This is a genomic window from Salicola sp. AFF1 (assembly GCF_056783195.1).
Genome location: NZ_JBXAYL010000038.1, coordinates 1 through 13101 on the forward strand (window position 1 = coordinate 1; position 13101 = coordinate 13101).

Consider the following 13101-nt stretch of genomic DNA (forward strand, 5'->3'; position numbering starts at 1 on the left):
CATTGGTGTAGGAATGGGTCGTCGTCATCAAGCCAGTCTCGATGCCGACTGCCTGGTGCAGCGCCTGGGCGATGGGGCATTGACTTGCTTGTTATGTAGTAAATATAACAAATAAGTCTGGAATAGGGTATCTTTTGGCGTGAAAAAATGAAGTATATATAGTAAAATAACCACAGAACGATTCTGATTGGATCAAACGCCCCAAGAGAGAGGTTTACGATGCATCCCACGGTCGAGCGGGTCACTCAGCGCATCATGGATCGCAGTCGTGACGAGCGTCAGCGCTACCTGGACAGGATGGCCCGTTTGCGGCGCAACGGGCCGCAGCGGGAGGTATTGTCCTGCGGGAATCTGGCCCATGGTTTTGCGGCTTGCGGCAAGCGTGACAAGAGCGCCCTGCGGTTGATGAACCAGGCCAACGTTGCGGTGGTGTCGGCGTATAACGACATGCTGTCCGCGCACCAGCCCTATCGTGACTTCCCGGAGGTTATCAAACAGGCCGCGGCCGATATGGGGAGCGTGGCCCAGTTCGCCGGCGGCACACCGGCCATGTGCGACGGCATCACCCAGGGGCAGCCCGGCATGGACCTGAGCCTCTTTTCCCGGGACGTGATCGCCATGAGTACGGCCCTGGCACTGAGTCACAACATGTTCGACGCCACCGTGCTGTTGGGGATCTGCGACAAGATCGTGCCGGGGCTCCTGATCGGGGCGCTGAGCTACGGTTACCTGCCCACGGCGCTCATACCGGCCGGGCCCATGCCCACTGGTCTGCCCAACAAGGAAAAACAGCGGGTGCGCCAGCTCTACGCCGAAGGCAAGGTGGGGAAAGAGGCGCTTCTGGAGGCGGAGAGCCAGTCCTATCACAGCCCCGGTACCTGTACCTTCTATGGCACCGCCAACAGCAACCAGCTGCTGGTCGAAGTCATGGGTCTGCATCTGCCCGGTTCGGCCTTTGTGCAGCCGGGGACGGAGCTGCGGGAAGCATTGACCCGTGAGGCCACCGAACAGGTGATCCGCCTGTCGGCGCCCAATGGGGGCCAGAAGGGACTGTGCGATGTGGTCGCGGAGAAGAACATCGTCAACGCCCTGGTCGCCTTGCTGGCCACCGGCGGTTCCACCAACCACACCATGCACTGGGTGGCGATTGCCCGAGCGGCGGGTATCCTGGTGGATTGGGATGACTTTAATGATCTCTCTGCGGTCGTACCCGGCCTGACCCGGATCTATCCCAATGGTCAGGCGGACATCAATGACTTCCACGAGGCTGGCGGCACGGCCTTCCTGATCCAGGAGCTCCTGGATGCCGGTCTCCTGCACGAGGACGTGGAAACGGTGGCGGGCTTTGGGCTGCGCCGGTATACCCAACTGCCGCAATGGCGGGACGGCAAGGTACAGTGGGAGCCGGCACCGGAGGCCTCGCTCAATCCCGCCGTGCTGGAGTCAGTCCAGGAGCCGTTCACCAGCGATGGCGGCTTGCGGGTGGTGGACGGCAACCTGGGGCGTGGTGTGATCAAGGTCTCGGCGGTGGCGCCGGATCACCATGTGATCGAGGCGCCGGCTGTCGTGCTGGACAACCAGTCCGCCGTGGCTGAAGCGTTTGAGGCCGGCCAGCTCGAACGCGACTGTGTTGTGGTGGTGCGTTTCCAGGGCCCCAAGGCCATCGGCATGCCGGAATTGCATAAACTCACGCCCTATCTGGGCGTGTTGCAGGATCGAGGCTTCCGCGTGGCCCTGGTCACGGACGGACGCATGTCCGGCGCCTCTGGTAAAGTACCAGCGGCGATCCACGTCTATCCCGAAGCGGCCGACGGCGGGGGGCTATCCAAACTGCGCGATGGCGATCGGATCCGGGTGGATGCCCGGGAAGGAACGCTGGCTGTCATCGAGCCGGATGATTGGGCGGAACGGCCACCGACCCAGGCGGATCTGGCGGCGCATCAACACGATTATGGCCGCGAACTCTTCGGCTGGATGCGGGCCAAGGCCGATACGCCGGAGAAGGGAGCCTCCTTTTTTTGGACAGCGCAGAATGACTGAGACACCTTGGGCACTGGTGGGGGATATCGGGGGGACCAACGCCCGGTTTGCGTTGGTGGAGCCGGGGTCGGGTACCTTGAGCTCAATTGCGGTATTGCCCTGCGACGACTACGAGAACCTGGACGGGGCGGTCAGGGACTACCTTCAACAGACCGGTGCCGGGGAAGTGCGCCGGGCCTGTATGGCCTTCGCCTGCCCGGTGCATGATGAGATGGTGCGCATGACCAACAACCCCTGGGTCTTTCGTAAGGCGGCAATGCGCGAGTCCCTTGGCCTGGATCTGTTCAAGACCATCAACGACTTTACAGCCATGGCCCTGGGCGTGCCCAGTGTTTCTTGCGAACACCTCCACCCTGTGGGCGGGGGCGTGGCGGACCCGCAGCGGCCGCGCCTGGTCATTGGCCCCGGCACCGGACTGGGCATATCCGCCCTGATCCCCACCCATCACGACTGGGTTCCCCTGGAGACCGAAGGCGGGCATGTGGATTTTGCCCCCACCGATGAGCTGGAGGTGGCGGTCCAGCAGACCCTGCGTGCCCGCTTTGGTCGTGTCAGCGTGGAACGCATCCTCAGTGGCCAGGGCCTGCTCAACCTGTATCAGACGCTGGCCGAACTTGAGCGGGCATCGGTGCGCCTGCACACCCCAGAGGCTGTGACCGAAGCCGCGTTGCAGCAAGAGGATCCTTTGGCGCATCGGGCGCTGCGGATGTTCTGCGAGATTCTGGGTCGGGTGACTGGCGATGCCGCGCTGACTCTCGGAAGCCTGGGCGGCATCTACATTTGCGGTGGGATTGTGCCGCGCTTTCTCGATGTGTTCCGTGACAGCCCCTTCCGTACGGCCTTTGAGGAAAAAGGCCGGATGCGGGCAATGATGGAGTCCATTCCGGTCCATGTGGTGACCGAGCCCTATACCGGTCTGTTGGGTGCGGCGCAGGCGTTGGATAACGGAGAGGTATAATCCGGCGTGACCGTTGGCCGGCACGCCGGAGAGGTAGTCCCAGTCCCGAACCGAGCTAGTTGGGCCGGATGCGTTTTTCGGTGGCCGGATCGAAGAAGACCACCTTGTTCATATCGAACATCAACTCGGCATCCTCACCCCAATTCACCGGGTGCTCCGCATCCAGTCGACAGTGAACGTCAATGCCGTTGAGGCGGATCACTGCAATGATGTCGGGGCCGGTGGGCTCGGTTACCTCGACAGTGAGGGAGCCGCTCGCCACCAGGGAATGCTCGCTCTTGATGTTGTCCGGCTGGCTGATATGTTCTGGTCGGATGCCCAGAATCACCCGTTTGCCGACCCAGTTGGCCAAGTAGTCCGGCACTGGCAATGACAGCTTGCGTCCGTCACTGCCTTCGACGGTCACTGCCAGTCCAGCCTCGGATCGCTCGATTTCCAGCTCAATAAAACTCATGGACGGCGAGCCAATGAACCCCGCCACAAACAGGTTTTCCGGTGTGTCATAAACCTCCTTGGGCGTGCCCAGTTGCTGCAGTTCGCCGTCCTTGAGCACCGCAATTCGATCAGCCAGGGTCATGGCTTCGATCTGGTCGTGGGTGACGTAGACAACGGTGGTTTTCAAGCGTTGGTGCAGCTTTTTGATTTCGGTGCGCATCTCCACCCGCAGCTTGGCATCCAGGTTGGACAGCGGCTCATCAAACAGATAGATCTTTGGCCTGCGGGCCAGGGCGCGGCCCATGGCCACACGCTGCTGCTGGCCGCCGGAAAGCCGGGCAGGCTTCTTGTCCAGCAAAGGAGATATCTGCAGAAGGTCGGCCACCCGCTCCACCTCCCGCTCAATATCGTCCTTCGGCATACCACGGATCTTGAGCCCGAACGCGATGTTCTCGCGCACCGACTTGGTGGGATACAACGCGTAGGACTGAAACACCATGGCAATATCACGGTCCCTCGGTTCCATGGCGGAAATGTCCACGCCGTTGACCACCATCGAGCCACCGGTGATGGCTTCCAGGCCGGCGATGCTGCTCATCAGGGTGGATTTGCCGCAGCCTGAAGGGCCTACCAGGGTCAGGAATTCTCCAGATGCGACATCAATGTTGATGCCCTTCAGGGTCTCGTCATGAGCCCCCGGGTAAGTCTTGCGGATGTCCCGCAGTTCCAGCTGTGACATTGGTTTTATCCTTTCTCCGAACCGGCCGTCAGGCCGCGTATGAAGTACTTGCCGGCCACGATGTAGACCACCAGCGTTGGCAGGGCGGCAATCATGGCAGCGGCCATATCCACGTTGTATTCTTTTACCCCTGTACTGGTGTTCACCAGATTGTTCAGGGCAACCGTTATGGGTTGGCTCTCGCCACTGGAGAACACCACGCCAAACAGGAAATCATTCCAGATCTGGGTGAACTGCCAGATCAGCGAGACCATGATGATCGGGGTGGACATGGGCAGCAGAATGCGAAAAAAGATGGTGAAAAAGCCGGCGCCATCCAGCCGCGCGGCTTTAATCAGCGCATCGGGGATGGCGACGTAGTAGTTGCGGAAAAACAACGTGGTGAAGGCCACCCCGTAGGTCACGTGAACCAGTACCAGCCCTGGGGTGGTGTTGGCCAATCCCAGCATGCCCAGTGTTTGTGCCATGGGCAGCAGAACGACCTGAAAGGGCACGAAACAGCCGAACAGCAGCATGCCAAACATCAGGTCCGCCCCCCGGAACTTCCACTTCGACAGCACATAGCCGTTAAAGGCCCCCAGCAGGGTGGAAATCAACACCGCTGGCACGGCCATCTTGAACGAGTTCCAGAAGAAGCCTTTTACGCCCTCACACTGCACACCGGTGCAGGCTTCGGCCCAGGCTTTTGTCCAACCGATGGTCGTCCAATCGGTGGGCAGGGCCAGCAGGTTGCTGGAACGGATATCCATTGGGGTCTTGAAACTGGTGATCACCATAATGATCAGCGGAATCAGGTACACCAGGCAGGCCAGAAGCAGCACCCCATAGATCGCGATGCGGCTGGGGCGAACGCCCCTGCGAACGACATCAGTCATGGCGCTTCTCCCTCAGTTCGGAATACAGGTAAGGCACCAGCAGTGCCAGAATTGCTCCCAGCATCAGCATGGCGCTGGCGGAGCCCTGGCCAATCTGGCCACGGGTAAAGGTCGTGGCGTACATGTACACGGCTGGTAAATCCGTGGAGTAGCCAGGACCGCCCGACGTCATGGCCATCACCAGATCAAAGCTCTTGATGGCAATGTGGGCCAGCACCATCACTGAACTGAAAAACACCGGCCGCAGGGAGGGCAGGATGAGTTTCCAGTAGATGACCGGGAGGCTGGCGCCATCCACCCGGGCCGCGCTAATGATCGACGAATCGACACCCCGGAGCCCGGCCAGGAAAAGCGCCATAACAAAGCCGGAAGCCTGCCAGACAGCCGCCATCACAATGGTGTAAATGGCGAAGTCAGGATTAACCAGCCAATCAAAGCTGAAGGACGTCCAGCCCCAGTCATGCATCATCTTTTCCAGCCCCTGGCGTGGATTGAGGATCCAGCGCCAGACGGTGCCCGTGACGATCATGGACAGCGCCATGGGATACAGGTAAATCGTCCGGATCGCGCCTTCCTGGCGGATGCGCTGGTCCAGAAAGATCGCCAGCACCACGCCAATCAGAAGGCAGATGCCGATAAACAGCCCACCGAATAGGGCCAGATTCGATGACGCAACCAGCCAGCGTTGGCTCTCCATCAGCTTGGCGTACTGCTCAAGACCAACGAAGTTATAACTGGGCAGGAAGCTGGAGTCGGTAAACGACAGCACGGCCGTCCATAGCATGAAGCCGTAGATGCCAATGCCAATGATCAGGACGGTTGGCGCCACAACCAGCTTGGGCAACCAGCGCTGCAGGCTATCCATCAGGCCGGACGAAACCCTGGCTACACCGGAAGGGCGACGTTGTCTATATTCCATGAGAACTCCCCTGAAATACCGCGAAGGCCGCCCGTTGGGCGGCCTGGCAAGGTTTTACATGGCGGACTGGATGGCGGAAGCCAGCTGGTCCGTGGTTTTTGCCGGGTCCGGGTTGTCGGAGTTAGCGAAGTTGGTCACCACATCGAAGATCTGGCCCTGGATGTGGCTGGTCGTAGCCAGACCATGGGAGAAGCTTGGCACCAGGCCTTCATCATCGGAGCTGGATTGGAAGGTATTCATCGACGCCTGGGCACAGGAATCGAAATCCCCCATGTCCATGTCGGTACGGACCGGAATCGAGCCCTTGTTCTGGTTGAAAAGGGTCTGGAATTCCGGCTTCAGGATGGTCCGGGCGAGGTCCTTCTGGGCCTTGACGTCTTCTTCGTCGGACAGGGAAAACATGGCGAATGAGTCCACGTTGAAGGTGAAGTCTCCAGACGTGCCGGGCGCCGGGGCGCACAGATAATCCTCCCCCGGTGTCAGGCCAGCAGCGGTGAATTCAGCCTTGGCCCAATCTCCCATGATCTGCATGGCGGCTTCACCTTCCATCACCATGCCGGTGGCGGTGTTCCAGTCCCGGCCGGCGGCGTCGTCATCCACGTAGCTCATGACTTTGTCGAACTGCGCGAAGACCCGTTCCATTTTCTTGCTGTTGATCACGTCCATGTCGTGCTCAACGAAGGCCTTGCGGTAATCCTCCGGGCCCAGTTCAGCAAGTGCTACTGCGTCGAAGACGGTGGCGTCCTGCCAGGGCTGGCCGCCGTGGGCCAGGGGAATGTAGCCCTCTGCCTTGAGTTTGTCGGCGACTTCAAAAAACTCATCCAGTGTGGTGGGCACCTTAACGCCGACCTTGTCCATCACGTCGGGATTCACCCACAGCCAGTTCACCCGATGTACGTTGACCGGAACGGCCACGTACTGCCCTTCGTATTTCATGACCTCTGAAATCATCGGTGGAATGAGCTGATCCCAATTCTGGTTATCAGCAACGCCCTCGAGGCTGGTCAGAAAGCCCAGTTCTGCCCATTCACGAATCTCCAGACCCTTGATCTGGGCCGCAGCGGGCGGGTTGCCCGATACCGCGCGGGATTTGAGAACGGTCATGGCGGCTTCACCACCGCCACCGGCTACGGCAAAGTCCTTCCAGGTGTGGCCCTGATCTTCCATCATCTGCTTCAAGGCTTTGGCGGCGCGTGCCTCACCGCCTGAAGTCCACCAATGCAGTACCTCCACTTTGCCAGCCTGAACACTGGTCGGGAGAAGAACGCAGGCCGACATTGCGAGTGCCGTAAAATGACGCTTTAGAGATTTCATGTTGGCTCCTTGTTGTTGTAATAGAGACATTTGTCCGAATCAGAACCAGACTTCCATCTGGGTACCGAAAGTCCACTGGCTTCCACCAAAGTCCTCCGCGCCCAGAGCATCGTCCGTGGCGTAACGGTTCAGCTCATCAGCCCAGGTGGAGTAGGTGGCGAAAACACGGATTTCCGGTCGCTGCCAGAAGCCGCCCACTTGTGGCTTGAACGTTGGTGCGACGGTGAAGCGGGCGTAATCGCCGTCCACATCGCTTCGTCCTTCGTAGCCCCTGGTTTTGAGGTCCATTACCTGCCAGGAGGCTTCGTACTGCATTTCAAAGTTGGTGCCCAGCTCATTGGCCAGACGGGTATTGAAGGTCATCCACTGGTACTCATCTCCCTCCACGTAGCGGTCCTTGCTGGACTCGGCCATCAGTGCCGGGGCAATGCGCCAGTCATCACTCAAGCGGGTGGTGCCGTAGGCAACCACGCGGGTCGTGTTGGCATCCTCGTGCAGGTTGCCATCGGCACCGATGTTCTTGACCTCCGCACCCAGTCCCTGTCCGTGTAGCAGCGCCGTTTTGAAGGTACCGTCAGACACACCAAAGAAACTGTCGCCGTGGTAGGCCAGCATGGTCTGAACACCTGTCTCCGCCGCCTCCATGGCTCCGCCGACGATGCGCTGATCGTTATCGGCGGCTGACATGCCGTTGATCAGCCACTGAACATTTCCGAAGTAGTTGTTGGCAGTGACGATCAGGTTGTCGGTGTCTGAGGTGCCGGTCGTGGTGTTGGGGTTGGTGGGAAAGTCCAGAAAACTGCGCCCGTAGAATGAGAAATTGGATCTCGCCGATTCGCTGAAAGTGACGTCGTAGATACCAGCACCTGTGCCACTCAGGTACACGACATCGCTATCGAGCCAGTGAACGTCGAAATCCAGATCCCGATCAAAGCGTTTGCCGGCCCAGATGGAAGCCTCCTCGAAGATGCCGGAGAAGCTGGCCAGGTTGCTGAATTCCACGTAGGCCTGGCGCACATTCAGTGCACCGTCATCGGCTGTCCAGTCGTTGCTGGACGTGGAGGCATCCGCAATCATCAGGCGGTAGAGGGACCTGGTGCCGTTGTCGGCCACGTCCTTGTAGTTGAAGATTGATTCCAGATAGGTGTCTGGCTCATTGCCCAGCCGTCCAACGGCACCGCCGACCGAGCCCGCTGGGGTCAGGAAAGGACCCCCAGGGGCGCTTTTTCCGTTGCTGTTAAGCAGCAAACCGGAACGGGCATAGGTACTGAACGAGAAGCCCTGCTCTGCGTTGGCGTGCGGTTTTTCAGTGGCCAACTGTGCTTCCAGGGCGGAGAGGCGTTCTTCAACGCTCTGCTTGGCAAGCGCCTGACCCGGAACGAGTCCAAGCGAAGCCGCGCTGACCGCGACCGCCAGAAGACGGGCTGGCCTGGTGGCGAGCGATGAGGCGGAACAATCGGTTTTAGAGGTGCTCATGTTGACTCCCTGTTTTTGTTGTATTTGCAACAATGGAGTCTAGGGCACCCCCTGGAGCGAGGACGTATCAAACTGAAAGACCGGTGTAACAGGGTCGTTACATGGCCACCAGGTCCTTGATCATCCGCTCTTATCAGTACCGGGGAAGTGTCAGCGTAACGTCAAGGCCGCCACCGTCCCCGTTGGCAATCAAAAGCTCTCCACCATGGCTCTGGGCAATGTTGCGGGCAATTCCAAGGCCCAGCCCGTTACCGCCGCGCTGCTCCTGGCCCAGGCGGTAATAGGGCTCAAAAATCCGGTCCAGCTCTGCTTCCGGAATGCCAGGACCATAGTCATGAACACGGATGACGAGCTGATCAACGGAGTCTTCCAGAAACACCGTCGCCTTTTCCCCGTACTTGATGGCATTGTCCAGCAGATTGCCCAGGCAACGCTTCAATGCCAGCGGCTTGCCCCGGTACGTTCCACAGCTTCCCTCCACGGTGACCAGGGAGCTTTCTGCATTATAGGCCTCCGCCATCCTGCGGATCATACCGTCAATATCGACCGCTTCCACATTCTCATGGATGTGGGTGTCCTTCATGCTTTGCAGGGCACCTTTGACCAGCAGCTCCAGTTCCTGAAGGTCATTTTCAAACCGCTCACGAATGGTGGCGTCATCAATGAGACCGGCTCTTAAACGCAGTCGGGTTATGGGGGTTTTCAGGTCGTGAGAAATAGCCCGGAACAGCTGATCCCTGTCGCTGATGTAACTCTGAAGCCTCCGGTGCATGGTGTTGAACCCCCGGGTTACCGCGACGATCTCAGAACTGCCTTGCTCCTGAAGCGGCGGACGTTGCTCATCCAGGGGCAGATCTCTCGCCGCCCTGGCCAGCCTGTGCAAGGGCCTGGTCTGGCCACGCACCAACCAGGCCAGTACCGGAAACAGAACACCAATCATCACCAGGATGAACACGATCTGTTGGCCGGGAATGCTGTCTTCATCCAGCGACACATAGGGAGCCGGCAACAGCGAGGCAAGGTACAGCCACTTGCCCTCAGCGACCTCCACCTGGGTAACCAGTACTGGCGGTTTAATGGGATCCAGGGTCAGCGAGTAGTGCGCCCAGGATTCCGGCAAGGACTCCAGGGGGAGCTGAGTATTGAGCAGGCGGAGATCGTCAGGATGAACAAACTCAACATGGATGTTGGTGGCGTTGCCCAACCGGCTGCGGAGCACGGACGTGACCTCATCCATCACCAGCTGTTTACGCTCGCTGTCTGGCAGGGGCTCCATCTCGATAAGGCTGTTGTTCAGAGAGACAAAGAACCGTGACCCGCCCATATCCCGTAACTGATCCAGCACAATATGCTGGTATTCCCGTGGCAGGGAGTTAAAAAACTGCGTAGTGGCAGCCACTGACGATGCGAGATTGCGGGTGGTGGTCACCAACCGGTCTTCCTGCCGCGCGCGAAAGGTTTCTACCCAGATGATGCTGGACATGATCTGGGCAACGCCCATGGCCAGCAGGGTCAGCAGCAGGATACGGCCCAGTAGCGAGGACGGTAACAGACGCCGGAGCCGGCGACCGGCTTCCACAGCACCAGCACTATTGGGCACTGCGGGTCACCGTTGCGGTTAGCAGGTAACCCGCTCCGCGCACCGTCTTGATCAGTCGGGGGTTGCGGCCGTGGTCTCCCAAACGCTGGCGCAGGCGGGCCACGGCCACATCCACCACACGATCCAGTGGCATGGACTCCCGCCCTCGGGTCACGCTGGAAATGGTGTCACGGTCCAGCACTTCGTTGGGATGATCCAGAAACAGCTGAAGCAGGGAAAAGTCGGCCCCGGACAGTGAAAAGGCGTCGCCATCGTCGCTAATCAGTTGGTGAGTCTGAGTATCCAGGCGCCAGCCATCAAACTTCACGAAACGGGCATTGTCTGTGCGCGCGAAATCCGATCGCCGCAGCAGGGCCTTGATCCTCGCCTGCAACTCACGGGCACTGAACGGTTTGGCCAGGTAATCATCCGCGCCAATCTCCAGGCCAACGACCCTTTCGGTCTCATCGGAGCTGGCGGTCAGCATGATGATGGGGATCTGAGAGTGTTCCCGGATCTCGCGGCAGAGCGTAAAGCCATCGTCACCGGGCAGCATGACGTCAAGCACGATGAGGTCGGTCGGTACCTCCGTCAGCTTCTGGCGCATGGTGTCGCCATCATGAACGGTGTGAACGTCATACCCGCCGCGGGAAAGATGCTCGTGCAGGAGTTCGCGGATGGCATGATCGTCGTCAACGACGAGGATCGTTGCTTTCACATCGGTCATTCCCACGCCTTTTATTGTATTTGGTTCGCGCTGAAACATAGCACCGCGCGGGCCTGGCATCCAGTGTCACCAGAAAGGCGTCGGAGCCGGTGAGCCGGGAACATCTGGCTGGGCGTTGTTGTGGGGGCGGATCTGCTTGCACATCACATCGACCGTCACTCCCCTGTAAGCGCATCGCTCCATATGACGCCAGCCGAGCTTCTCATACAGCATCGAGGCAAACTCCGTGTAGAGATACCAGACATTGGCATTGGAACGAATTGCTTCATCTTCGCACCGACTAATCAATTCGGATGCTATTCCCTGGTGCCGGAAGGCCTCTTTCACATAAACGGCTGCCAACCAAGGGGCCAAATCCGGCTTGGTATCCATATCGTTCTGAACGAGCGCAGCGGAACCAACAAGCTGACTTCCTGACGTAGCAATAAAGATAGAAGGAATACCCTCTCGCCCTGCAGCATCAGCGATTGCTGCGGCTCGCCCCTCTAAAGTAAGCGACGGGTTCAAGTGCTTCCATTCTGCATGGTGAAGCTCCGCCAACTCGGCAATGAACTCCGTTTGATCAGCAAGAGGAACGATTTCCATGGTCTTTACCTGTTAATGTGAAGCGTGAGCCAGCAGATCCACATACGCGCCAGCGACCAAATCCGTCGAGTCGATGCCCAGCTCAGACATCAGCCTGTCCGCCATGGCCCGCCCCTCCGTCTCGTCCTGCTCTGGCCGGAGCACGATCTCAAGCTCGATGAACCAGCCAAGGCCTTCCACCTCGTCCAGGTGAATTCGTGCCTGATCTGTAAGAAACAGCATACGCCGTTTCCTGACCACCGCACGAACCCCCAACGCGGCGGCCAGTGCCGCCTTGAGGGATTCAGGCTCCTTGGCAGGGGAGCGGATATAGGTTGATTGTTTAGCCTCTGGTGAATCTGGCCTGTCGTACTCGATCAACTCGCCTGTGCCGTCCCCGAAAACCCGGAGCTTTAGCCGCCCTCGCGGTACATGGAAGAATGTATCCTCCTGCTCAATCAGCACCGGTGCGCTATCCGCAAGGCGGGAGGCAATGCGTTGCTGGGAGTCAACGTCGCTTGAGCGTGCCTTTATCTCTATATTACGTGCCACTGACGATTCCTGAATTCAGCTACAAGCCGGGTGATCTCATGGCCACTCTAGATGATCCCGCTGCACAGGCGAAAGCGGAAAGCCACAGCTGGGCTTTACTGTGGAGCAGGCGGGCACCCCGGGTATCCAGATGGCCGCTGGGAGCGTAGGTTGAGGGCCGTTGGGTACGACGGGAATAAAGGAGTTGGTTACATGCAAACCATCGTGGTAGAGCGCACCATCCAGGCGCCTATTGAGCACCAGGAGGGGCGCATCAACTGCGCGAAACCAGGACAACATCCTCCGCCAATACCCGGAATTGAGCCTATGGATTACCCACAGCGCATTGTCTGCCTGACTGAGGAAACCACCGAGACGCTCTACGCCATTGGTGCCGAAGATCGCATTGTTGGTATATCCGGCTTTACCGTGCGCCCCGAACGGGCGCGGCAGGAGAAACCAAAGGTCTCGGCTTTCACTTCCGCCAAGATAGGGCGGATTCTTGAGCTGGAGCCGGATCTGGTGCTGGGGTTCTCGGACATGCAGGCCGATATCGCCGCCGAACTGGTGCGCACCGGCGTCGCCGTGCACATCTTCAACCATCGCACCGTGAACGGCATTGTTTCCATGATCCGCACCCTCGGCGGCATGCTCGGCCTGCATGATTACACCGAACCCTATGCGGATGAACTGGCGTCACGGGTGGAGGCGACACGGGCGAAGCAGGCTCAGGGGCCACGCCCGCGTGTTTATTTTGAAGAGTGGGGCGACCCCATGATTACGGGCATTGGCTGGGTCTCGGAGCTGATCCACATTGCCGGTGGCGACGACATTTTTCCCGAACGGGCCGCGGAGCCCGGCGCCAAGTGTCAATGGCCATCTATTTTGACCCACCTTTGGCCAATAAAATTGACCCACCCTTCATAGTCTAGTTCTTGGTTTTC

Annotated in this window: 13 protein-coding genes; 3 read left to right on the top strand and 10 right to left on the bottom strand. The window is 59.2% G+C overall.

All coding sequences use genetic code 11. From position 1 onward, the window contains the following. Positions 1-73: hypothetical protein (locus tag AC1RQI_RS15460; protein WP_481905527.1), on the bottom strand; the 73-nt coding region annotated here is incomplete at its 3' end. Positions 74-219: 146 nt separating this feature from the next. Here AC1RQI_RS15460 and edd point away from each other — a divergent pair. Both edd and AC1RQI_RS15470 read left to right on the top strand, forming a co-directional pair. After that, complete coding sequence (gene edd / locus AC1RQI_RS15465; RefSeq protein ID WP_481905518.1) at positions 220-2040, top strand: phosphogluconate dehydratase; 1821 nt, start codon at positions 220-222, stop codon at positions 2038-2040. Continuing rightward, a complete protein-coding gene (locus AC1RQI_RS15470) occupies positions 2033-2998 on the top strand; it encodes a glucokinase (RefSeq protein ID WP_481905519.1) in 966 nt (321 codons plus the stop codon). Before edd ends, AC1RQI_RS15470 begins: the two co-directional genes overlap by 8 nt. Before the next feature lie 55 nt (positions 2999-3053). Here AC1RQI_RS15470 and AC1RQI_RS15475 read toward each other — a convergent pair whose 3' ends face one another. The 9 genes from AC1RQI_RS15475 to AC1RQI_RS15515 form a co-directional block, all read right to left on the bottom strand. Further along, entirely contained in the window at positions 3054-4172 is a 1119-nt protein-coding gene (locus AC1RQI_RS15475) for an ABC transporter ATP-binding protein (protein WP_481905520.1), read from the bottom strand. Positions 4173-4177: 5 nt separating this feature from the next. Further along, positions 4178-5047 (bottom strand): carbohydrate ABC transporter permease, encoded by an 870-nt coding sequence (locus AC1RQI_RS15480; RefSeq protein ID WP_416634752.1) that lies wholly within the window; start codon positions 5045-5047, stop codon positions 4178-4180. Then, entirely contained in the window at positions 5040-5912 is an 873-nt protein-coding gene (locus tag AC1RQI_RS15485) for a carbohydrate ABC transporter permease (protein ID WP_481905528.1), read from the bottom strand. The genes AC1RQI_RS15480 and AC1RQI_RS15485 overlap by 8 nt, the downstream gene beginning before the upstream one ends. A gap of 108 nt (positions 5913-6020) precedes the next feature. Continuing rightward, a complete protein-coding gene (locus tag AC1RQI_RS15490) occupies positions 6021-7280 on the bottom strand; it encodes an ABC transporter substrate-binding protein (RefSeq protein ID WP_481905521.1) in 1260 nt (419 codons plus the stop codon). A 39-nt stretch (positions 7281-7319) separates the two neighbouring features. Continuing rightward, on the bottom strand, positions 7320-8756 hold the full coding sequence (locus tag AC1RQI_RS15495) for a carbohydrate porin (protein WP_481905522.1): 1437 nt from the start codon (positions 8754-8756) through the stop codon (positions 7320-7322). Positions 8757-8889: 133 nt separating this feature from the next. Then, complete coding sequence (locus tag AC1RQI_RS15500; protein WP_481905523.1) at positions 8890-10356, bottom strand: ATP-binding protein; 1467 nt, start codon at positions 10354-10356, stop codon at positions 8890-8892. After that, complete coding sequence (locus AC1RQI_RS15505) at positions 10346-11062, bottom strand: response regulator (protein WP_077531128.1); 717 nt, start codon at positions 11060-11062, stop codon at positions 10346-10348. Before AC1RQI_RS15505 ends, AC1RQI_RS15500 begins: the two co-directional genes overlap by 11 nt. Before the next feature lie 66 nt (positions 11063-11128). Then, on the bottom strand, positions 11129-11647 hold the full coding sequence (locus AC1RQI_RS15510; RefSeq protein ID WP_481905524.1) for a GNAT family N-acetyltransferase: 519 nt from the start codon (positions 11645-11647) through the stop codon (positions 11129-11131). A gap of 12 nt (positions 11648-11659) precedes the next feature. Then, on the bottom strand, positions 11660-12178 hold the full coding sequence (locus AC1RQI_RS15515) for a class IV adenylate cyclase (protein ID WP_481905525.1): 519 nt from the start codon (positions 12176-12178) through the stop codon (positions 11660-11662). Between the two features lie 306 nt (positions 12179-12484). On the opposite strand from AC1RQI_RS15515, the gene AC1RQI_RS15520 reads away from it, so the two are divergent. Continuing rightward, positions 12485-13084: an ABC transporter substrate-binding protein gene (locus tag AC1RQI_RS15520; RefSeq protein WP_481905526.1), complete on the top strand. Its 600-nt coding sequence runs from the start codon at positions 12485-12487 to the stop codon at positions 13082-13084. Positions 13085-13101: the final 17 nt, after the last annotated feature.

Coding starts and splice junctions, on each gene's coding strand:
- edd (WP_481905518.1), top strand. CDS start 220: ATGCATCCCACGGTCGAGCGGGTCACTCAGCGCATCATGGATCGCAGT.
- AC1RQI_RS15470 (WP_481905519.1), top strand. CDS start 2,033: ATGACTGAGACACCTTGGGCACTGGTGGGGGATATCGGGGGGACCAAC.
- AC1RQI_RS15475 (WP_481905520.1), bottom strand. CDS start 4,172: ATGTCACAGCTGGAACTGCGGGACATCCGCAAGACTTACCCGGGGGCT.
- AC1RQI_RS15480 (WP_416634752.1), bottom strand. CDS start 5,047: ATGACTGATGTCGTTCGCAGGGGCGTTCGCCCCAGCCGCATCGCGATC.
- AC1RQI_RS15485 (WP_481905528.1), bottom strand. CDS start 5,912: ATGGATAGCCTGCAGCGCTGGTTGCCCAAGCTGGTTGTGGCGCCAACC.
- AC1RQI_RS15490 (WP_481905521.1), bottom strand. CDS start 7,280: ATGAAATCTCTAAAGCGTCATTTTACGGCACTCGCAATGTCGGCCTGC.
- AC1RQI_RS15495 (WP_481905522.1), bottom strand. CDS start 8,756: ATGAGCACCTCTAAAACCGATTGTTCCGCCTCATCGCTCGCCACCAGG.
- AC1RQI_RS15505 (WP_077531128.1), bottom strand. CDS start 11,062: ATGACCGATGTGAAAGCAACGATCCTCGTCGTTGACGACGATCATGCC.
- AC1RQI_RS15510 (WP_481905524.1), bottom strand. CDS start 11,647: ATGGAAATCGTTCCTCTTGCTGATCAAACGGAGTTCATTGCCGAGTTG.
- AC1RQI_RS15520 (WP_481905526.1), top strand. CDS start 12,485: ATGGATTACCCACAGCGCATTGTCTGCCTGACTGAGGAAACCACCGAG.